Source organism: Bacillus sp. DTU_2020_1000418_1_SI_GHA_SEK_038 (assembly GCF_032341175.1).
GTDB lineage: Bacteria > Bacillota > Bacilli > Bacillales > Cytobacillaceae > Cytobacillus.
Genome location: NZ_CP135435.1, coordinates 2464709 through 2487936, shown reverse-complemented (window position 1 = coordinate 2487936; position 23228 = coordinate 2464709). Strand labels below are relative to the sequence as shown.

The 23228-nt window shown below is 35.1% G+C and carries 12 protein-coding genes; 11 read left to right on the top strand and 1 reads right to left on the bottom strand.

Features of this window, described 5'->3' with window-relative positions:
- Positions 1 to 1199: 1199 nt before the first annotated feature.
- Genes RRV45_RS12245 through RRV45_RS12230 form a run of 4 tightly spaced genes read left to right on the top strand, consistent with a single transcriptional unit; the run spans position 1200 to position 8173 of the window.
- On the top strand, positions 1200 to 2678 hold the full coding sequence (locus tag RRV45_RS12245; protein WP_315664972.1) for an ATP-binding protein: 1479 nt from the start codon (positions 1200 to 1202) through the stop codon (positions 2676 to 2678).
- Positions 2665 to 5310: a Z1 domain-containing protein gene (locus RRV45_RS12240; RefSeq protein ID WP_315664971.1), complete on the top strand. Its 2646-nt coding sequence runs from the start codon at positions 2665 to 2667 to the stop codon at positions 5308 to 5310. Before RRV45_RS12245 ends, RRV45_RS12240 begins: the two co-directional genes overlap by 14 nt.
- A gap of 25 nt (positions 5311 to 5335) precedes the next feature.
- Positions 5336 to 6358: a PD-(D/E)XK motif protein gene (locus RRV45_RS12235; protein ID WP_315664970.1), complete on the top strand. Its 1023-nt coding sequence runs from the start codon at positions 5336 to 5338 to the stop codon at positions 6356 to 6358.
- A 3-nt stretch (positions 6359 to 6361) separates the two neighbouring features.
- Positions 6362 to 8173: an AIPR family protein gene (locus RRV45_RS12230; RefSeq protein WP_315664969.1), complete on the top strand. Its 1812-nt coding sequence runs from the start codon at positions 6362 to 6364 to the stop codon at positions 8171 to 8173.
- Between the two features lie 46 nt (positions 8174 to 8219).
- Here the strand turns inward: RRV45_RS12230 and RRV45_RS12225 are convergent, their stop codons facing one another.
- Positions 8220 to 8636 carry a very short patch repair endonuclease gene (locus tag RRV45_RS12225; RefSeq protein WP_315664968.1) on the bottom strand — a complete coding sequence of 139 codons (417 nt, stop codon included), beginning with the start codon at positions 8634 to 8636 and terminating at the stop codon, positions 8220 to 8222.
- 198 nt (positions 8637 to 8834) lie between these two features.
- On the opposite strand from RRV45_RS12225, the gene RRV45_RS12220 reads away from it, so the two are divergent.
- The 7 genes from RRV45_RS12220 to RRV45_RS12190 all read left to right on the top strand — a co-directional run bounded on the left by RRV45_RS12220 (position 8835) and on the right by RRV45_RS12190 (position 23095).
- Positions 8835 to 10571, top strand: a complete 1737-nt coding sequence (locus RRV45_RS12220) for a DNA cytosine methyltransferase (protein ID WP_315664967.1) — start codon at positions 8835 to 8837, stop codon at positions 10569 to 10571.
- A gap of 387 nt (positions 10572 to 10958) precedes the next feature.
- On the top strand, positions 10959 to 12389 hold the full coding sequence (locus tag RRV45_RS12215; RefSeq protein ID WP_315664966.1) for an ATP-binding protein: 1431 nt from the start codon (positions 10959 to 10961) through the stop codon (positions 12387 to 12389).
- The gene (locus RRV45_RS12210) at positions 12373 to 15087 is read left to right on the top strand and encodes a Z1 domain-containing protein (protein WP_315664965.1); all 2715 of its coding nucleotides are present in this window, start codon (positions 12373 to 12375) and stop codon (positions 15085 to 15087) included. The genes RRV45_RS12215 and RRV45_RS12210 overlap by 17 nt, the downstream gene beginning before the upstream one ends.
- Positions 15059 to 16003: a PD-(D/E)XK motif protein gene (locus tag RRV45_RS12205; RefSeq protein WP_315664964.1), complete on the top strand. Its 945-nt coding sequence runs from the start codon at positions 15059 to 15061 to the stop codon at positions 16001 to 16003. The genes RRV45_RS12210 and RRV45_RS12205 overlap by 29 nt, the downstream gene beginning before the upstream one ends.
- Positions 16004 to 16009: 6 nt before the next feature.
- Positions 16010 to 18070 (top strand): AIPR family protein, encoded by a 2061-nt coding sequence (locus tag RRV45_RS12200; protein WP_410489291.1) that lies wholly within the window; start codon positions 16010 to 16012, stop codon positions 18068 to 18070.
- A 726-nt stretch (positions 18071 to 18796) separates the two neighbouring features.
- Complete coding sequence (locus RRV45_RS12195) at positions 18797 to 19432, top strand: hypothetical protein (RefSeq protein WP_315664962.1); 636 nt, start codon at positions 18797 to 18799, stop codon at positions 19430 to 19432.
- Between the two features lie 39 nt (positions 19433 to 19471).
- Entirely contained in the window at positions 19472 to 23095 is a 3624-nt protein-coding gene (locus tag RRV45_RS12190) for an AAA domain-containing protein (protein ID WP_315664961.1), read from the top strand.
- Positions 23096 to 23228 lie beyond the last annotated feature (133 nt).

Genomic DNA, 23228 nt, shown 5'->3' with positions numbered 1-23228 from the left:
GCTGTCCCGTCCGTATGAAGGCATTAATCTAACAACACCATCAGGACTCTTCACCTTAATGAGTTATGCTTGAAAGAAGTTCTTGTGTCGCGTCTGAAGGCAGGCTGGGAAGGGGATTACTAGTTACACCTAATACAATTCCGTAACAAGTTGGTCTTAAGCCTATTCCTGATAAAGCTAGGTTTTGATATCATTTTACACATTTTTTACACAGAAAAAGTACAAAAAGGGAGTACAAACCCACCTTTACTTATATTAAAAAACTGAAATCATTGATCATTTGACCTTATAACCTTCCTAGTGGAATTATTACAAAAATTCTCAATCCGTGTTTCCTATCAAATGCTCCCAAGCACCATAAAGATTTCCATTCTAAACTACCCTTTATTTCCTTCCGAAACCGATCGTTTCCATAAAGTTCTTTAAATACTAGAAAACAATGAATCCCATACTCGATTGAATGATAACGCCGACTGCAGAAGTTGATGAAAGCAGCCCAGAAAAGATTAGTATTTTTATGAGGAGCTTATCCTTATTATTAGTAACTATATATTGATGATATACTTCCTTTATGATGCTAATAAATACAATAAAAATAATGGGGGAGCCAATTATATGGAAAAATTATATCCTACTTTCAGCAAAAACAATTTTAATCTCACGAAGGAAACAACAAAGGCTGCAGAGTTCAAAAATGATTAAACGAAAGAAATTATTTATTTAGTTCCAACTAAGAAGGAGATTAGCATTATATTAAATCCAGAAATAGTTGATAAGAAAGCGATCCTTAGAGCTGATAAAAAGTTTCATAGTACAGCACTCACACAATTTCCAAAAGAAATGCATACAGGCGCGGCTCCGATTCATTACGGTTATTCTTTCAAATTTGCCAATGAAAGTGAATTAGATTCATTTTTGGACAGCTTTAACAGAATTTAGACAATTGAAATATAGATATATAAGGTGCAATAAAGAGGAATAGGCCGTACTTTCGCGGCCTTTTTTAATTAGTTTTTTTTCCAATGTAAGATGTATTGAGATTCGATTCGTATTAATTTTAAATTCTATTACATATCTTAATTTGAAAAAAATTCAAATGTTACTTTTAGTAAAATTAGTAAGTCCTTATTCAAATATATGTAAATGTGAAATCTTTGTTATAATTAAAATAAATATTTTAATTGAACGGAGTTTTTCTTATGAATACTGTATTGACGCAGCCGTCAGCAGCACCAGTAATTCAGGCACTTCGATCTATTGGCTATAATGCTAGCACTGCTATTTCTGATTTGATAGATAATTGTCTGGATGCAAAAGCATCTTTAGTTAATATTAATTTTGATTATGGCGATTCAGATGGAATGATCAGAATTATTGATAACGGATTTGGAATGGATGAAGATATGCTTCAAACTGCTATGAATATTGGTTCTAAGGATCCGCGTGCAAAAAGAAGCACCAATGAACTCGGAAGATTTGGAATGGGTCTGAAGACAGCATCCTTCTCTATGGGAAAGCGATTAAGTGTGCTTACAAAAAGAGAAGGCCAATATTTTGAGAGATGCTGGGATTTAGACCACGTATCTGAATGTAATGAATGGCAGCTTTTCACAAATATTCCTGAAGAAGTTAAAGTGAAAATGGGAGAAATACTAGAGGAAAGCGGCACAATTGTCTGCATTGATAAGCTTGACCGATTCATGGGATATGGAGGCAAGCGAAAATTAAAAGAAACCAGCTATTATAATAAAGTCTCCCGAATAAATAGACACTTGGAATTTGTCTTCCACTCTATTCTTGAAAAAAACGAAGTAAAAATGTTTATTAACGGAAAAGTGATTGAGCCATGGGATCCGTTTATGCGATACCATCAAAATACAATTGAAGGCGAAACACAGATGCTTCGAATTAATGATAATAGAATTAGAGTCCAGTATATTATCCTGCCTCACGCTTCTAACTTAAGTGAGCCGGAGTACAAAAAGGCAGGCGGATATAAGGGCTGGCGTGATCATCAGGGTCTGTATATATACCGGGAGAACCGGCTGCTTTACTTTGGAGATTGGATGGGGATGTTCCCAAAGGATGCAGCGTCCCAGCTTGCAAGAGTGCGTATTGATCTGCCTAATACGGCTGATTCTGATTGGCAGGTAGATATAAAGAAATCAGGCATAAACTTACCAGAGGATGCGAAAAAAAGGCTGGAGACCATTTCTGCTATTGCAAGGAAAGTGTCAAAGGATATATTCTATTTCCGGACTCAGACAGGTTCCACTAACCAGACATTTAAAGGAAGTCTGAATACTTGGGAACAGTCTGGGAGCGAAGATGGCCCGCAATTTATTCTAAATAGGAATCATCCAATTCTATCAGAGCTCCTTAAGAACTTGGATGACGAAAATGCAAAGCTATTAAACTTGTATCTTAAATTTGTGCAGCTTGGCTCGCCAAGCAATATTATAGACTCTCCAAAGGTTCCCGAAGAACAGGTTCAGGAGGTGCAGGATAGTCAGAGAGAGCTGGTTATCCAGTTTGCTTCTTCCATGCTTAAGCTAAATGTAGCAGACAAAGAAGAGCAGCTTCTGAATATTTTGTTATCACAGCCTGCATTTGATGGATTGAACCGGGCAACATTAAAAGCAATAATAACGGAGGCGAATTTGTTTGTCAGTTATTGATACTAAGAGTCTATTTGAACAGACCTTTACAAATAATTATTATCTGCTTAAAACCGTATCTTCAACCCAGGAAGAAGCTGCAGAGAAAGCATTAGAATCAGCTAGGATGCTAGCATCTGGGTTTGGCCCAATTGATGATGTAATGTTTCAAAAGTGGTCACTTGAAATGTTTAAGAAATACAAAATTGGTTTAGAGGTTCCAAAGGATTATGTCATGCGGAACGGTAGAGAAAAAGGCTGGTTTAAGCCTCAAATGGCAGCGAGCGGATTTTTCTGGACAAGGTACCGCAGATATCTCTCTGAGGTAAAAAAATGGCCATTGGAGGCTGTTCAAGCAATTGACGAGACAACAAATCAAATTATGGCTTCAATTGGAAACCCTAAATCCATGGAGCCATTTGATAATCGCGGTCTTGCATTAGGGTATGTTCAGTCAGGGAAAACAGCCAACTTCACAGGACTTATCAATAAAGCCTATGACTTAGGCTATAAATTGGTCATTGTATTATCTGGTATTCATAATGATTTAAGAGCCCAGACACAGATTAGGCTGAATGAAGAAGTGATTGGCAACCGGACAGATAAGAATGGCAACCCGATTGGAGTTGCCCAAATATATTCAAATACAGCAGAACATATTATCTCCTCCTGGACAACAGAGATTAATGATATTAAGTCCAGCCAAAGAGGCACAAGCAATCTTAATGCTCCCACTTTAATGGTTGTGAAGAAAAACAAAACAGTATTGGAATCGCTTAGAGATCAGCTAATCAATCACCGTGATTTATATAACCTGGATATTCCTATGCTTATTATAGACGATGAGGCTGACCAGGCATCTGTTGATACTTCTAATCCGGACAAAAACGAAGATCCAAAAACGATTAACCGGCTAATCAGGCAAATACTTGAGGTATTTAACCGGAAGGCTTTTGTTGGCTATACAGCAACACCTTTTGCAAATCTTCTTATCAGCAAAGAGGGGAGAACAGAGGAAGAGGGAGATGACCTCTATCCGAAAGATTTCCTTGTTGGTCTTCCTAAACCGAAGGAATATTGCGGGCCAGAAGAGTACTTTAATGTAGAAGAAGATGCAGATGACACAAGGCCGAGTCTAATTCGTCCACTGAGACAGGAAGATCTTGATGTATTTACTACTATAAAAAAGAAATCAGATGCTGATAAATTCGAAGAAGTGCCGCCGCAAATGCGAGAGGCAATCTTGGCATTTTTACTCGCCATTGCCATCCGTAATTTGAGGGGGCAGAGGAAAAAACATAATTCGATGCTTATTCATACATCACGCTTCAAGGATGTTCAATCAAGTGTGAAAGATGAAGTCTGGCGGACTTTTGATGCCATCTCAAAACAGCTGCAGTATAATCCTGAAAGCAGTGTGATTGCTGAACTGCAAGAACTGTATGAAAATGACATTCGACTGACTAGCAGAGAATGGCCAAATGAGAATCATCCTGATTTCAGCTGGGAAGATGTATATGAAGAACTAAGAAAGTGCAGTGAGAGTATTCAAGTATTTGAAATAAACGGTAACAGCCGGGATGCATTGGACTATCATCAATATAAAGAAGATGGATTAAATGTAATTGCTGTCGGCGGTGACAAATTATCAAGGGGACTTACACTTGAAGGATTAAGCATCACTTATTATTTCCGGAACACGCTAATGTATGACACACTCATGCAGATGGGCCGCTGGTTTGGCTATAGAAAAGGCTATATGGATCTCTGCCGTATTTACACGTCAGAAGAGATTGCTTCAAATTTTGAGCATCTGGCTATCGCGATGATCCAGCTTCGCCAGGAGTTTGACCGTCTTGCTGCGATGGGAAAAACCCCCTCTGAATATGCAGTCAAAATGCTGAGTCATCCGACAATGATGCTGACAAGCCCGCTAAAGATGAGAAATGCTGTTTCTTCGAATGTGATTTATGCAGGTACATTGCAGCAAACACGGCTATTTGACCCAAGTGAACAGGTGCTAAAAGGAAATATGGACGCCACTGTTAAGTTAGTGAACAAGCTTCAATTAGAAAAAAACACTTACAAAAAAACGAACTACTTTACAGCATATAACGTTAATGCAGAACTGATTAAAGAGTACCTGTCAGAGTATCAGACTGCTGACAGTACTATCGTGAATTCCGTATTGATATCTGATTATATTGACCGTGCTAATAGAAGTGGAGAGCTAATAAAGTGGACTGTTGCAGTGGTTGAAGGAGATCCTTCTGTCAGCTCAGGTCTGGCAGAGTACCCTGTTGAAATAGGAAAACTAAAATTAAAATCTGCTGCTGCCCTCGGGAAGAAAGTAAAACCGCCGGTAAGCAAGGATCAAATAAGAGACATTGGGGCAATTGTATCTCCAAATCATGAATACATTGACCTTGACCCTGAAGAGATAAAGGGAATAAAAGACCGGACAGATAAACGCAGAATCCGTGACAAAGAAAAAGGATTAATCCTAATATATCCTTTACATCCGCAAGTGCAGATCTTCGAAAGTCTGGATGTGAAATTCTCTTCAAAATTAGTGCCAATTGGAATTGCATTTTCTTTCCCTGGCACTGAGATTGATGATACAAGTGTCTACCAGACTAACAAAACTGTATAAATAACTTTATTTAAGGAGAGTAGCTGTGATTAACCTAAAAATAGAGTTTGAACAAATGATCAAGGAACTTAAAAGCCAAGATGAGACCGAGGTCTATAAGCTTAATGTCCTTACTTACGAGAATCCTGTCATGCTTGCAGGAATTGATCCAGCCAATCATCATCGCCAGCTTTACATTGACTTGGGAACCGAACCATGGGCGGATGATCAGGAGAAAGCCTTGCCGAAATGGCGCGGGATGTCTGTGAAAATCGAGTACTTTGAGAAGGTTTTTCTGTTAAAACAGCATTATTTTCTCGTTATCAGGCAGGAGGATGAACAAAGCTCAGAAATATTTGACGTTGTTCTCCAGAACCTTGCTGATCATTTGGTTGCTGAAAATGAGGAATCTCTTTTCTCAATAGTTTATAGAGTTCTCGATAGATGGAGGATCTTTTTCCAGAGAGGCGGGTTTAAAAGGCTTTCAGAAGAACAGCAAAGAGGTTTATTTGGAGAATTATGGTTTATAAATGAATGGCTTGATAAAAACCCTGGACAGCCCCCGCTTATTATTGAGCAGTGGGAAGGCCCTACAAGAGGTAGAATAGATTTTAAAGGAAGCCGATGCGGTCTTGAGATTAAAACTGTCATTGATAAATTATCTAAAACAATTAAAATATCTAATGAAAATCAGCTTAAATTAAGTGAAGCTGTGTCATCTATATTTCTTTATGTATGTTTTCTTGAGCAGAGCAGAACACACGGATTGTCTCTTCAGGAACTCGCAAACCAAGTTCGGAACAAAATAGCAGAAAGGTCCGAAAGAATTGCACTTTTATATTGTGATCTAATGACGGACCTTGGTTTTAGAGAAGAAGAATACGCTGATACTTTATACTTTGTAGAAAAGACAGAAGTCTATGAAGCAGGGGAGGATTTTCCCAGACTGCTAAAGGAAGATCTCCCTAAGGGTATTTCTCACGTATCATATAATATCGATCTTACCCATTGTTCAGAGTTTGAGAAAGATCAAGAAGCCATATACCAAATGTTTAGAGTGGAAGGATAAAAAATGGTAGAAACTAGACAAAGAAAAGAATTTCTCATCGACTTTATGGAGGAGCTAGAAGAAAAGGCGGCTAAAACAGGGAGTTATCAGATTCCATTTCTTGAAAAAATGCTTTCATTCATGGAAAGGCCTGATGATCCTGAAATTTTGATCCCGCCATATTTAGATACAGCAAAGAATATTGCAGTCAATGCTTATTCCTTTGACGATGAGAATAATATATTAGACCTGTACGTAACGGATTATAATTTTGAACAAAATGAAGATGTTCTTCTTACAGTTAACATGACTGCAGTTACCGAAACTGCCAATAAGGCAAAGCGATTTGTAACAAACGCAAAGTCACTTATGCAAACTATTGATCATTCATTAGAAGCTTTTGATCTTGCTAAGATTATTTCGAATGAGATGGCTAATCTTAACGAAATTAACATCTTTGTTGTAACAAACATGTACTATTCTTCTAATAAGCCTGTAGAGATGTCAATCCCTGGTATTGAAACAGTCAATGTACAAGTTTGGGATATTGATCGTGTTAAGCAGCTCATTACTTCCGAACAGGCTATTGAAACAGACTATATTGACTTTGAAAAGGATTATGGTGAGACCTTTGAAATGATGTTTGTGCCAGATCCTGCGAATGGGGTTAAGGAGTTTGACTGTTATGTCGGATACATTTCAGCAGAGCTCCTTGCAAAAGCATATGATGAATGGGGACAGAAATTAGTTGAAAGAAACGTCCGTTCATTTCTCCAAGCCAGAGGAGGGACAAATAAAGGCATAAGAGATACACTAAAAGATCCTTTTCAGCGTAAAATGTTTGTAGCCTATAACAACGGTATTTCAACTGTAGCCCGAACTGGTGATTTTGAAAAGGTAAATGAAGGTGTAAACCAGTATAGAGTAAAGGGTCTAAGCGGCTGGCAGATTGTTAATGGAGGACAAACTACTGCTTCTATTCATAAGGCTTATAAAGAAGGAATTAGCCTGCAAGATGTTTATGTACAGGCAAAGCTTACTATTCTTCAGGTTAATGAATTTGTTACAAAAGATCAGCATTTGTTAGAAGATGATATGATCTCAAGAATTTCGCAATATGCAAATACACAAAACAAAATAAACAAATCAGATCTTCTCGCTAATACCCGATTTATGTCTGATTTAGAAAAATTCTCCCGAAATATTTGGATTCCTCCACTGGACGGAAGAAAACCCGAAAATAAATGGTATTTTGAACGTGCAAGAGGCCAGTATATGGTTGATATTAGCCGAAGAAAGCGCGGAAAAGAACAAAGCGATTTCAAAAAGCAGTATCCTAAAGATAAAGTTCTGACAAAAGTAGACCTTGCGAAATATTTCATGTCATGGGAAGGTTATCCTCATGTTTCAAGTAAAGGCGGAGAGGAAGCTTTTAAAAAATTCATGGATTTGAACAAAAGTTTTTGGAGCGGCAGTACGCAGGACAAAATAACCCTATCTGTCTATCAAAAATTAATCGCAAGAGCAATCATTAATCAGCGAGTAGAAGAGATTGTTAATGAAATGAAACTGAGAGGCTATAAGGCGAATGTTATTTATTATACAGCATCTATGCTGCATCATTTGTACAGCGGCCAAATCGATTTAGTTGCAGTTTGGGAAGAACAATCTTTATCTGATAAATGGGATGAAGTTATCAGAATCATTGCTGATAAAACTTTATTCTATTTAAAAGACTCTGCTGGTGAACGAAACGTTACTCAATGGGCAAAACAAGAGGCGTGCTGGATACAATATAAAGACTCATGTTCAAAAGAATTAAGTAATTTAATTTAAAACATGAAAACACCCTTATCTTAATTCAGCAAAGAGTTGGGTGTTTTCATTTTGAATTTTTTGCACTTCTAATAAAGTCAGCAATCATTTCTATTGTTTTTTCAAAGTCCTGTTTAAACTCGTGTTCCCAAATCCGGAGTACTTTCCAGCCATTCTCAATGTAAAAGCTGGTTACCTCCTTATCCCTGCTTTTATTTCGGCCGAGTTTATTTTTCCAATAATCTTGGTTTGATTTTGGCATATTTCCATGAACAGGGCAGCAATGCCAGAAACAGGAATCAATAAATATGACAACCTTGTATTTTTTAATGGAGATATCAGGTTTTCCGAACATTTTTGTATTTTTTCTGAATCGGAACCCTTTCTTCCAAAGTGCTTTTGAAACATTGTTTTCTAAATTTGACTGTGATTTGATTGCTTGCATGTTTTTGGAGCGCTGCTCTTTTGTTATTTTATCAGGCATCGAATCACTTCCATTTTTTATTACTAATAAAAATCTTTCCCGAAAAAGAATAGATTTAATCTTAAACTAAAACCCTTTTAATTCTGTTTATTTTATTATGGTATAATAGAAAAGTTAGTCAAAAAATTTGAACAGAACGTGCGTTCTGTATTATAATATATTTAAATGAACTACTTCATGTGGAAGTGAGGTTTTAATATGGTTAAACTGAAAGTAATGGACCTTTTTGCAGGCGCTGGCGGTCTCAGCAATGGATTTGAACAGACTGGAAAGTTTAAAGTTAAGGTTGCTGTAGAAATCAATGATTATGCAAGGGAAACATACAAAAGAAACCATGAAAATAACGTTATTTTACATAAAGATATCACTCGACTGGAGTATGTAAATAACGAAGGAGAACAAAAGCCAGAATACAAAGATATTGATGTAATAATCGGAGGCCCTCCATGCCAAGGATTTTCAAATGCAAATAGGCAGCAAAATACACTAATTTCTTCAAACAATCAGTTAGTAAGAGAATTTATTCGTGCAATCGAGGAAATAAAACCAAAAGCATTTGTAATGGAAAATGTTAGAACATTAGAATCTGAAAAACATAAGTTCTATCTAAATGATAAAGATGAAGCGGAATTAAAAAAATTAAATATTGAGCCATCAGAAGAACAGATTAAGATTGGATACAGAAATTCATATTCAGGGAGATTAATAGAATTTCTTTTCAATGCTTATCAAAAAAAGATAGATTTAAAACCTTATATGGTGAACAAAGAGCTTTTATCTAAGTTGAACTCTTTGTTAAGAAAAGCTAGAAAGGAATCGAATAGGGCCTTAGTGGAATTCCTTAATAAAGAAACAAATCAAAAATATTTTACAAGAATTATCAATAATCAATGGCAGGAATCACATCAAGAGTTTTGGGACAACCTTTACCATTTAGATTGGGCAGATCTGGGTGATATGCTTAAAAACTTAATTGAAGAAAATGAATTAAATCTTTACGATTTAAAGAACAGATTAGAAGAGATTGTTGAAACTCAAAAGGTTATTAATAAAATAGCTGAAATAATTCAGAACCGTATAATACTGTATGATATTAATATTAATGAGCACACTCTTCAAGTTACAATAAAATCCTTTAATGTTTTTAATTATATTAAAAGAAAATTCTCCGACTTGGGTTATGTTTTTAATGGAGATCAATATATTTTCAATGCAGCTCAATATGGGGTTCCACAGGAAAGAAGAAGACTGATTCTAATGGGAGTCCGAAAAGACTCTTTAAAAGCTGAAAAGGTTATAACTCCAAAACCATTATTTACTAATAAAGAGGATTTTAATAAAATATATGATGCTATTGGGGACTTAGAGAAGTTAGTCCCAAATACTGATGTTAAGGAAGATGAAATGGATAGGGGATCCAATACGCCCATTTTTGGCAGCCCATTAAATGAATACCTTAACAATAATAGCAATCAAAAAATCTATAACCATGTACGAACAGAATCTAGAGATGTTGCAGTTAAAAGATTTCAAGCTCTAAAAGAAGGACAAAACTTCCACGATTTGGACGAGTCATTAAAAACTACCTATACTGATCATAGCAGAACTCAAAATACTATTTATAGAAGACTATCATACAGTCAGCCTGCAGATACAGTTGTAAATGTTAGAAAATCAATGTGGATACACCCGGTAAAAGACAGAGCTATCAGCATAAGAGAGGCTGCAAGATTACAATCATTCCAAGATTCCTACAAATTTGTTGGAACGAAGGATTCTCAGTATCAGCAAGTTGGAAATGCTGTTCCACCAATATTGGCAAGGTGTATAGCAGAAGGGTTATTGGAGTCGTTAGGAATAAAGTTAGAGGTTAAAACTAAAGATATAATAATTCCTGAGCAAATGGTTAATACAGGGGAATATGAGGTCCATTGACCTAATAATCTATAAAAGAAGCTATATCCGATGGATATAGCTTCTTTTATTTTTCAATAATTAAATTTTATTGGAATTATATTACCAAAAGATAATTCTTTTAAGGTACAATTATATCATAAAGATTCTTAATAATTTGGAAACACAATACTTTAAAAATTTTACATAGATAAGCATCCCAATTAATTTAAATATTAAGGTAAATAGAATGATATTTTAATTATACCTCAGTAACGTTAAAAAATTGAAATTGCATTTTTTTTCAAAATGAAAGAAGATATAAAAGTTTAACAAGGATAAAATTTATGATTAATACCGAGTTAAAAAATATTTTAATAGTATTTTTTTCTCGAGATAATATTTAATAATAAAAAAGTTGGTGAAAAATTGATAACGGAAGTAGTACAACCGAATATATCCAATTTTATAAAATCCTTAAGAGATATAGGGTATACATTTGAGGTAGCTGTTGCAGATGTGCTTGATAATAGCATTACAGCAAAAGCAAAAAATGTACATATTTCTTGTATGCCAAATCCAAGTACAGTGTTTACATTATTAGATGATGGTACTGGGATGTCTAATAGTGAGCTTATTGATGCTATGCGTTTAGCTACAAATGATCCAGACTCTCCTAGAGAAGGAGTAGACTTGGGGAAATTTGGTTTGGGCTTAAAAACAGCATCTTTTTCACAATGTATAGACTTAACAGTTTTATCGAAAAAGAATGGGGTAGTGTCTATTAAACAATGGGACTTAAAATTTATTTCAAGAGAAAACGAATGGTTATTAATAACGCCAGATATAAGTGAGTACACTAATGTGCCTTTGTTTGAGGAGTTTATGCAACAAGAAAACGGGACGTTGGTAGTGTGGCGCGGGATTGATACGTTTAAAGAAGCCGACATACCTAATAAGTTAGATATATTGAGAAGCCATTTATCTTTAGTATTTCATTGCTTTTTAGAAGGGATCGTTCCTGGAAAAAATGCCTTAAAAATTTTTGTCAATGGTCAATCATTAGAACCTTTTAATCCATTTAACCCAAAACATATAGCAACGCAGCAATTGGTACCGGAAAAAATAAAATATTTAAATTCGGAAATAATAGTGCAACCTTATATATTACCGCACCATTCGAAGCTATCTCAACAGGAATTTGACAAATACGCTACAAAAGATGGCTACACCAAATCACAGGGTTTTTATTTATATCGTGCCCATCGCTTGTTGATTCACGGCACATGGTGGGGTATGCATAGAACAAACGATGCACACAAGCTTGTACGTATTAAAATTGATATCCCTAACAATCAGGATACCGCATGGGGAATTGATATAAAGAAATCAGCGGCCAATCCAGTAAGTGAAATTAAGAAAGACCTAAAGCGTATCATTCAGCAAGTAACTGTAAAGGGATCGAGACCTTTCACAGGTAGAGGTAAAAAGATTGAAGATAAGACAACTACTCGATTTTGGGAGCTGGTTGCTGATAATAAAGATATTCACTTTGCAATCAATCGAGAGCACCCGATTATCAAAAATCTAGAAGACACACTAAGAGAAGACCAACATCAATTATTAAATGTCATTTTAATGGGGTTAGAAAGCTATTTGCCGTTAGATGCCATTGTTGCTCAGTTGAATACTAATCCGCTAAAAGTCAAACAAGAAACACTAATTAATGAAAATGAGATTATAATGCTAGTGGAAAATTGGCGTTCAAAAGGTGTTAGTGAAGCGTTCATTAAGGAATTACTGAAAACGGAAGTATACAAAAACAAGGAGGGGTATTTTGAAAATGCAAGCCAACACTAAGATTAATCATTATGTCATGTATAAACATGTAAAAGAAAAAATTTCTGGAACACTGCAGGAACAAAGCGGTTTGCAGGAAGATACTATCCAAATAATTATCGAAGAATGGAAATCTTTAATCAAAGTTACAAAGCCACAGTTCTTAAAGACAATTTTAGGAATAGCTGATGCGAATAATATACGTCCATTAATGGAAGAGGAATGGAAGTATCTTCAAACTGAAATGGAGCAATCCTTTAATGTTCGGATCACAACAGGGATTCTTGTAACAGGAAAAGATCAGAAGAATAGAGACACCACTTGGTGGACAGGTAAAAAAAAGCTCCAATCTGATAATTATTATTTAACCAATTATATGACGTACATGAAACGTGATTTACCGCAAAAAGTACTCGAAACTATTAATGATGATACGGATGCCATTATGAATAACTTAGCAGACCCTGATTTAGAGTCCTTTTCAAGATATGGCATGGTTGTGGGCCATGTCCAATCAGGAAAGACCTCCAACTATGCTTCGTTAATTTGTAAGGCTGCTGATGCCGGTTATCGTTTTATAGTTGTTATTGCCGGCGGACAAAATAACTTGCGTGACCAGACACAAGCACGACTAGACGAAGTATTTGTCGGAGCAAATTACAGGGGTGTCGGGCTATTACCTGAATTTAAAAGAGAAAAAATGCCTGCAAGTTTAACCAATGCAAAAAATGACTTCAAAATTGAAACAGCCAGAGCGCAGGGAACTACAAATTTTGATAATATGAAGCAACCAATTATAGTAGTGATTAAAAAACATACGAAGACCTTAGATCATCTTTTAAAATGGTTAGATATTCATTATAAGAATCAGGTGGATAAACCAATGCTTGTGATCGATGATGAATCCGATTATGCATCGATTAATACAAAAAAAGAAGAAGAACCAACCGTTATCAATGAGAAGATACGGCTTCTCTTACAGAAATTCAAAAAGAGTGCCTATGTAGCCTATACAGCAACACCATATGCTAACATTTTCATCGATCATAATGCCAAAAATGAAGGTGCAGGCAGAGACATATTCCCAAGCGATTTTATTTACGCGCTTGAAGCACCATCTAATTATTTCGGTGCAGAAAAGATTTTTAATAAAGACAACGAGAAGTATGTAGTCGAAATTCCTAATGATGAAGTTGCTTATGAGTTAGATGATGACATTCTCTATCCTCCAAATGAAATCCCTTTTGTCATTAAGCACAAAAAGGACTATGATGGTGAACTAAGAAAGCTGCCTGAAAGCTTAAAGGATGCTGTTCGTTTATTTGTTATCAATATTGCAATCCGTAATTTACGGAATCAAAAGAAGCATAATAGTATGTTAATCCATATTTCTAGATTCACTGGCGTACATGTTAAGGTGAAAAAACTTGTAGCAAGTTACTTTGAGGATCTTAAAGCTGAAATTAAAGCGTATGGAAACCTGGCGAATCCGTACAATTTTTCACATTTGAAAGCAATGAAAGATACATTTTCTGAAAGATTACAAGATATCGAATTTGATTTTGGTACGGTTTTAAAAGAAGTCTGTTTATTAGTAGATTCCATTCAAGTTGTAGATGTACATCAGAAAGCCAAAATTCCTTTAGAGTATCGAAAGGATATTCAATCAAATGTTATCGTAATTGGCGGGTTAAGCTTGTCCCGCGGTTTTACATTAGAGGGATTAAGCGTGAGCTATTTCTTAAGAACGACGATCTATTATGATACATTAATGCAAATGGGCCGATGGTTTGGTTACCGAATCGGTTATGAAGATATTTGCAGAGTGTACTTAACGGATGACATGAATAAAAAATTTGGATTTATTATTGATGCTACGAATGAATTAGTCAGCCGTTTAAATGTTATGCGAGAAGAAAATTTAACACCGGAAGACTTTGGTTTGGCCGTGCAATTGCATCCAGATAGTCTGCTTCAGGTTACAGCACGCAACAAGTCAAAATATACAGAAGATATGTATTTAGAGATGAACCTGGATGGTCAGATTAAAGAAACTAGATGGATCAGCAATAAATCAGACGATCTTGATGCAAATGAAACCCTGTTAAAAGAAACAATCCAAGCCTTACAAAAGGGGGAATACGAGTATGTAGCAACCGATAGTCATGTTTGGAAAAATGTAGATAAAACGATTGTTAAAAGATTCGTGGAAAATTACCGATTGTATAAAAATGACCCTTTGGGATTAAAATCGAGAATGCCGATTGAATTTATCAAAGATTATATTGAAAGAGTTAATATAGACTGGGATGTAGTCTTATACAATGGTAATAGCGATACAATATTCGAGGCTGATTCCATTCAAGTTCAGCGACAATACCGTTCTGTAACAGAAAAGCACAGTTATTACGAAGTTGCCAATAGACAGCTTTCAAGAGCGAAACCAGAAAGTATTATCATGCCGACTGTATTCAAAAAGTTGAAATCACACGAAATGCGCGAAAAATTGATGAAGCCAGTATTATTCGTACATGCTTTAGAACTTGGGGATAGAAAAAATAATAAAATAGAAGCTGTTGGGTTTAGTATCAGCTTCCCAAATTCAAAAGATCCTTTTGTTAACAATGTAAAAGTTCGGATAAATAGTGTATACAAAAAGCAACTGGAAGAAGCGTATAGAGAAGAAGCTGGTGAAGACGGTGACTATGATGATGAATAATCCCTGGTTACAATTAGACCGGCTCAGCCGAATAAGAGTAAAAGAAACAATCAAATATAATGCGTTTTGGATTGTGGATGCCTTCAATAAATATGGATTAATGATGCAATGTGATGAAGATTTTATTCAGCCGATCCGCGAGATCAAGCTTAATGGGATTCAAATTCAGCTTGATCAATCTTCAAGTCCGAACAAGCTTATTTTACTATTAAAAGAATCGAAGGATTGGGAGATTTTCCTAATCCTTTGCAATGATTTAATAAATGTTATGAAGGAACATAATGAAAATATAATTGTAAATGTAATGAAACGAGTAGAACGCTGGCAGAAGCTGCTTCGCAAGTCAAGTTTTAAAATCATGTCAAAAGAAGAACAGATGGGTTTGTACAGCGAATTAAAAATCTTACGCGATTACATCATACCTGCTTATGGTTATAGTGTCGGTATCCACGGCTGGGTTGGCGCATTGGGAGACAAGCAGGATTTCCTCCTGAAGAACTTCGCGATTGAAGTAAAATCCTTTCGTATGACTTCAGGTAATCGTGTTTGGATTTCTTCTAAAGAACAATTGAATTCAGAAAAAAATCCTTTGTATCTATTTTCCTGTGCTCTAAATGAAGCAGGTAGCGGGGAAACCATTGCTGACTTGGTTAAATCGATTAAAGAAAAAATTGAAAATGAAAGCCTTTCAAATGAGTTTACTGAAAAGGTTGAAGAGTATGGTTATTTTCCTGAAATACCGCAGGAATCTCTATCAAAGTTTCTATTAGAACAGGTTATCGGTTATGAAGTAAGAGATGGATTTCCGAAGATAGCTTCAGAACATGTTTCACATTTAATACCAAACATAAAGTACAACATTGATTTATCGGGGTGTACAAATTTTAAAGTAAACATAACAGATATTTTAATATAAACGGAGATGGTAGTCATGGCAACTTTAGTAGAGTTCCATCAGGACTTCTTACAATCCATATTTTCGGATTCCGAAAGTCGCGGATTATTGAAAGCTCAGTCTTTTTTCGAATTAGTATGTGAAGATCTTATGCAAGTAGGCGATTTAACCAATAATTATGAAATGGCGGAATTCATTAAAACAGGTTGTGAGGTTTATGGATACGATTATGATGAAGGCAGAAAAATATTTACATTGATTAATTTTCAATTCTTTCAAGATGATGTCATTGAAACATTAACCAAACAACAGATAACGACAAAGTTTAATCGTTTAAAAAAATATGCGGAGTTAAGCATGGATGGTCTTCATTATGATTTAGAGGAGACCTCTGATGCCTATTCTTTGGCATTTACTATTAATCGGCACGTGCAAAACAACTTAATTGATAAATTTCGTTTTATTGTCTTAACAGATGGTAAAATGTCAAAAAATATATCCCATATACCAAACGAATCGATTGAAGGTATTGTATGCGAGCATAAAATTATTGATATACAATATTTATACAGTATCTATATGTCTCAAAACAGCTCTGGTTCATACAATATTGAATTGAACATTCCTTATTTGGAAGTACATAACACATCGGATGAATATCAGTCCTATTTAGGGATTATGAACGGAGAACAATTATTTAAAATTTACGATGAATACGGGCAAAAGCTTCTTGAACAAAACGTCCGTACCTTTTTACAGTTTAGAGGAGGAGTCAATAAAGGAATACGAAATACCATTCAGTATAAACCGGATATGTTTTTTGCCTATAATAACGGCATTACTGCAACTGCCACGGATGTGGAAACGAGGAACGGATATATCACCAAAATTACCGATTTCCAGATAGTTAATGGCGGCCAAACTACTTCTGCCATTTATGCAGCAAAAAAGAACTCAAAGCTGGATATTTCAAATATATCGGTACAAATGAAATTATCCGTTGTAAATAATTTTGAGAAAAAAAGCGAGTTTGTATCGAGCGTGTCGGAGTACGCCAATACCCAAAACAAAGTTAACAAATCAGACTTCTTCTCTAATAGTCCGTTCCATAAAGAAATGAAAGATTACTCTAAACGCATTTGGGTTGCTACTCAAGGAGGTTCTCAGAAACGTACTCATTGGTTTTACGAAAGAGTGCGTGGTGAATATTTAAATGAGCAAGCTTATTTATCACCAGCTAAAAAAAGACAATTTCAAATTGAAAACCCTAAAGATCAGCTAATCGAAAAGACGTTCTTGGCGAAAAGCGAAAATTCATGGGATCGAAAACCGCATATTGTTTCAAAAGGTGCCCAATACAGCTTTGAGGAGTTTGCCAAATCGATAACAAATACATTAGAAAAAAATGATCTGGCAATCACAGAGAATTATTTTAAGGATGCAGTATCAAGGGTTATTCTATTCCGGGCAACAGAAAAAATTGTTTCAAAGGCCCCTTGGTATGAAAATGCCTTTAGAGCACAAACAGTTGCATATTCAATCTCATTGCTCTCTCATTCTATACAAAGACGGAAGCTATTTTTAGATTTTGGTAGAATATGGGATGAACAGCGGTTACCATTTGAGTTAGAAGAATTAATGAAGCATATCACAATGAAAGTATATGAGAGAATTACTAATCCGCCGCTAGGCTCCGCTAATATTGCACAATGGTGTAAAAAAGAGCAATGCTGGAACGATGTTCGTGGTATAGAAATCGATTTATTACCGCTTAAGAAAATAGTTATCACTACAGAGGAAGCCAAATATGAACAAAAATCAGATAAAAAACAAAAAGAATTGGACAATGGTATTGAAATACAAGCGTTTGTTGTTCAAACCGAATTAGAACATTGGATTCAACTATTAGGATATTTTATGAGCAATAACAATTTTCGATCGCTTACTATTACACAAAGGGACATCTTAAAAAAATATACTGATGGTAAAATCCCTTTACCGTCCGAGAAGCAGTCAAAGGTTCTTTATTCGCTATATCAAAAAGCAGTAAATGAAGGATGGGAAGTTGTAGAAAGTTATGGTGTATAGAATAAAAATCGATTTATGCGAAACTCAAATACCACAGGAGAAAATCGTTACTTCTTTTGATAACTTGCTCCTCAAGAGTTCTGGCGGCTAACATCTTGTACGGCCAGTGCTCACCATTAGGTTTACCTTTTCAACCTTATTACCGTATATTGTTTACTAAAATAATTTACATTTAAATTCAGAGGTCAAACCATACCCATATATAACAAATTAGTCAGTGATCGTATCCCAGAAGTCTTTGCCCAAGGGGGAAAAAATACTCTATTAGAATTCTAAATAACGAATACATAAACGAGCTCAAGAAAAAAGGCTTTGAAGAATTAAAAGATTGGGAACTATCTTTACGCTCCAGAAACCCTACCTGAGGTAATCAATAGATTCATTTCACGGTTAGAAATTGAAAAAGATGGAACGCCGAGGATTTATAATAATGTTCATGCACCAAGGAACCAATACATAGCTTAATAGGAATGTAATAGTTAGTGTACAAAGCTTAGATATAAATTCTCTAAGCTTTTATCACGTATTAAGAAAAATATATTAAAATGGTTAAAACGATACAAATCTGGTACTGTGACAAAAGACTCATTTATATCACCCTTTGTTTGAACGATTATGTCTTATTTTTATGGGTAGTATACAAGCAACCTAGCAAGAATTAACTTTTATTCCCATACATACAATGTGATATATTGACTATATGAAATAATAAAGAGGTGCTTTTAATTGAGCGACAAGGCTAGGCAGCTGTTTGAATATTTGTTAGCAGTCAATAACTTGCGATTTAAGGTTATCCGTGATTTTAAGGAATATGATAAAAATTGGACTAAAGCTTCTCTTGAGGAATACGGTGATGGAGTATATTTACTGGGAGAAGGAGAAGATGGGGAAGCAATTATTGAGATTCATAGACAGAAGTTCACAGAAGAAATTTTGACGCCTCCTCATCCTGACAAGTCCATTAGAGAGTGGATTACATATTCGTATAATCATGAAACTAAACCTCCAAATATTCCTGCACCCAAAGTATTAATCCAAGGCACAGATGAGGTAGAAGTGCGTTTTGAAGAGGATTCGAGTCGTTTAAAGTTATTCAATGGTTGGAAATCAGTGTGGAGTGACTGGGCTGCGGAAATTTCTCGAATGAAAAAGGTTCAAACTTTGTATGAGCTTTTTTTCAGAATTAATCAAGATTTCCAAGTTGAAGGTGAGGGTATTGAACTACTATTAGGAAATACAATTTTTACTTGGAAACATGAAGTTGATTCTATATTACACCCTTTATTTACGACGAAACTGGATATAGAACTTGATACTGATAAAGGTATTATTACTGTCAAACCAACTAATCAAGGATACTAGCTTGAACTGAATATTCTTAGTGGTATCCCACTTCCTAATTTGGAAGAGATTCAGAATATAGGAAGAATAGCTCGATATAGAGATGTATTTGAAGAAGATGTTAGGGATTTATCAAGTCAATTTATGCAGGTAATTGATGCGAGTGGTCGTACTTCTTTAACTGATGAACCTATCCATCAGTCAAAAGATGCTATAGGACACTTAGATGAATATGTAATTATTTTAAGAAGAAAAGACAATCAGGTTATACAAAGAGATTTAGAACAAATCATTGAGTCTATGCAAGAAGAGGGCTATGAAGTACCTGCAACAATAGAGTCAATTGTCGGGAATGAAGTTAAAATAGATGAAGAAATGAATAGCTTAAACTGGGATAAACTTGCCACAGATTTATATTTTCCTCTTGCTGCAAATGAAGAACAAAAAGAAATCGCCAGAAGGCTGGCGAGTAACTACGGTTTGACAGTACAAGGACCTCCGGGGACTGGTAAAACTCATACGATAGCCAATATTGTTTCTCATTTACTTGCACATGGAAAAAAAATACTTATTACTAGCCAAAAGGAAAACCCTCTAAAAGTTCTTAAAGAGAAAATTCCAGAAGAAATACGTGATTTGTGTGTACCAGTCCTAGGTGGCGGAAGAGATTCACTAAGAGAAATTGAGGCATCCATAAGGACAATTTCGGAGAAACTTGGAAATACATCCATTGAAAAATTAGAAGCAGAAATTGCTCGAAGTAAAAACGAATTAGATAGTAGTCGAAGAAATGAAGCAAAATATAAGCATCAGTTACTGGAATACAGCAAAAGTGAAAAAACAGAAATTGACTACAAAGGTAATTCTATCAGCAAAGCGGTTACTGCCCAAATGTTGACTGAAGAATCATTAGATTTTCATTGGATTTTAGATAAAGTGGAGTTGAATTCTGAATTTCCGTTATCAGAAGAAGAATTTAAGACTCTTTGGGAACTAAGAGGTTCATTAGAAGGAAAGGACCTTTATTTAAGAGATAGTATTCTTCCGGATTTCCATTTATTAAAAAGCACAGAAGAAATGAAAAAATGGCTTTCAAAAGGTCAGGAATTAAAAATTAAACATGATATGGCAATCATTCACACTAATAAAATTCAATTTCCGCATGATAAGGAATATGCTGAAAAATTAAACATAGAGCTTTCAAGAATATTAGAATACAAAGATTGCTTTATAGAAGGAACTGCACATCAGAAGATACTGGAAGACTACCTGGCTGGTAATACCCGAAAAGAGCGCTGGACCTCTTTCTTTAATGAGATAAAAGAATTAAACAAAGAATTGGTATCTATTCATAAAACCATTATTAGTTATGACTTTACCCTTCCTAAAAAACCAGATTTTGAATTAGAATCAGATATTTATATATATGGGGAACGATTAAGAGCGAACAAGAAACCTAATACGATATTTGCATTAACAAAGGGAAAGAATGCGAAATTTTTATGGCAAGAACCAATCATTAATGGTCATCCAGTAAGAACTCTTGAAGAAATTGAGATACTGCAACAGTACCTCCATTTAAAAAGAAAAAAAGTGGAGATAGTTCGTGTTTGGAACGCTAACATCGATGAAATTAGTGGAACTCCAATTGATATCGAAGATAAGCGTCTTTTTAGCACAATTGATAAAGCAATTGAATCCTATGAGAAAACAATACGTCTAGGAGCTTTAGTAGAAGGTTTTATACAAACTTCAAATCGCCTGTTACTGAATAATTCAAACTGGCTAAATTACAATCTTTATGTAGAGCTTAAATCAACAACTAATCGCCTGTTTGATGTTCTTAACTTTCAAGAATGGGAAAGGGAATATAATTTATATAGAGATTCATTAAATCAGCTATTGAATGAAAAAGAAATACACCCAATTGTTAAATCATTCCTTGAAATATTAAATGACAAAGATGAATCTAGGTGGGGGTCCGTACTTGATGAATTAAAGTATCTAATCAATAAGAAAGAAGATGTAACTAAATACTTTGCTTTATTTACGCGACTTGAGGCAACTGCGCCTAAAACAGCAGCTATGATAGTTGATTTACTCTCTAAAGATGTAGCGATTCCTCAAGAAGTTCAAAAGTCTTGGGAACTTAAATCTTTATATGATTGGATGACAGAAAATCAAGGCTTTGAAGCGGAACGAATAGAAAACAACATCAAATCTGAACAAGATTATCAAAAGAAATTAATCACATCAATAGTGTCAAATTCTACTTGGTTAAACCAAATTAATCGAATAACTGAAACACAAAAGAGAGCTCTTGTAGCTTGGAAAAACTTTATAAAGCGTTATGGTAAAGCTACTGGTAACAACAAGCGATACTTAGCCGATGCACGTAAAGAAATGGAAAAGGCACAATCAGCGATTCCTGTATGGATTATGCCGGTCAATCAAGTTATTGAAAACTTCCCAATTTATAATGATAAGTTTGATGTCATTATTTTTGATGAAAGTAGTCAATGCGATATCATGTCTGTTCCCGTGCTATTACGTGGTGAAAAGATTGTTGTTGTAGGTGATGATGAACAAATACGCCCGTATGGTATTGGTACAAAAGACTCTGAAATTGAAGAATTGATACAACGCTATCTAGAAGGGGTACCAAACAAGAGGTTATTTGACCATAAAATATCTCTTTACGAAATTGCAGACCAAATCTTCCCTAAGAGCGGTAGATTAATGCTAAAAGAACACTTTAGATGTGTACCTGAAATTATTCAATTTTCGAATGACCTTAGTTATGGTGGACAAATGGTTCCTTTAAGACTTCCATTTGAAAACGAAAAAATTGGGCCTCCAGTAGTTGCAATTAAAGTTGAGGACGGTTATGCCACGGAAGGAAGTTCTTTAATAAATGTTCCGGAAGCAGATAAAATTGTTGAAGACATTGAAAAAATAATTGCAGACCCACAGTTTGAAAATCAAACAATTGGTGTGATTGCATTACAAGGAAATAAACAAGCAGCTCTTATTGAGAATAAAATACGTGAGAGAATATCTGAAAGTGAATTTGTAAAGAGAAAAATAATTTGTGGAAATGCATACAGCCTTCAAGGGGACGAAAGAGATATTGTATTCTTATCAATGGTTGTTGCAGGGAACAGACGTTTTGTAGCGATGGCAAAGAAAGACCAACAACAAACCTTTAATGTAGCTGCAAGTAGAGCTAAAAATCAAATGAGACTGTATCATTCAGTCGAGTTAGATGAATTGAAGAAAGACTGTTACCGATACCAGTTATTAAGCTATTGTAAAAATCCAGCAAGGGTAAATGAAATTATTGAGAACTTAGAAGAAAAATGTGATTCACCATTTGAGATTGAAGTATTACGTATGATAGTAGCGAAAGGTTATAAAGTACAACCTCAAGTTAAAGTAGGTAATTACCGTATTGATTTAGTTATTGAAGGAATCAGAGACCGTCTTGCTGTTGAATGTGATGGTGAGAGGTGGCACGGTCCTGAAAAATGGGAAGAGGATATGCAACGGCAAAATGACTTAGAACGAGCTGGTTGGAAATTTTGGAGAGTTAGAGGTAGAGAGTTTTATTACAACAAAACTAAGTCACTTGAAAGTTTATGGGGTAAATTGGAGGAAATGGGTATAGAGAAGGTTGTTAACTAAAATGATTATTAAGTGAATTAAGAAAAACACGAGAGTTCTGCCCTTGCGAAAAAAATAAGCTAGAAGAATAAAAAAACGACACGAAAAACTGCCAAATTAATTTTTGGCAGTTTTTTTACATCATGTGTATTGA

Bases quoted from the DNA above. Each gene is read 5' to 3' on its own strand.
- RRV45_RS12245 (WP_315664972.1), top strand. From the start codon at position 1,200: ATGAATACTGTATTGACGCAGCCGTCAGCAGCACCAGTAATTCAGGCA.
- RRV45_RS12230 (WP_315664969.1), top strand. From the start codon at position 6,362: ATGGTAGAAACTAGACAAAGAAAAGAATTTCTCATCGACTTTATGGAG.
- RRV45_RS12225 (WP_315664968.1), bottom strand. From the start codon at position 8,636: ATGCCTGATAAAATAACAAAAGAGCAGCGCTCCAAAAACATGCAAGCA.
- RRV45_RS12220 (WP_315664967.1), top strand. From the start codon at position 8,835: ATGGTTAAACTGAAAGTAATGGACCTTTTTGCAGGCGCTGGCGGTCTC.
- RRV45_RS12210 (WP_315664965.1), top strand. From the start codon at position 12,373: ATGCAAGCCAACACTAAGATTAATCATTATGTCATGTATAAACATGTA.
- RRV45_RS12200 (WP_410489291.1), top strand. From the start codon at position 16,010: ATGGTAGTCATGGCAACTTTAGTAGAGTTCCATCAGGACTTCTTACAA.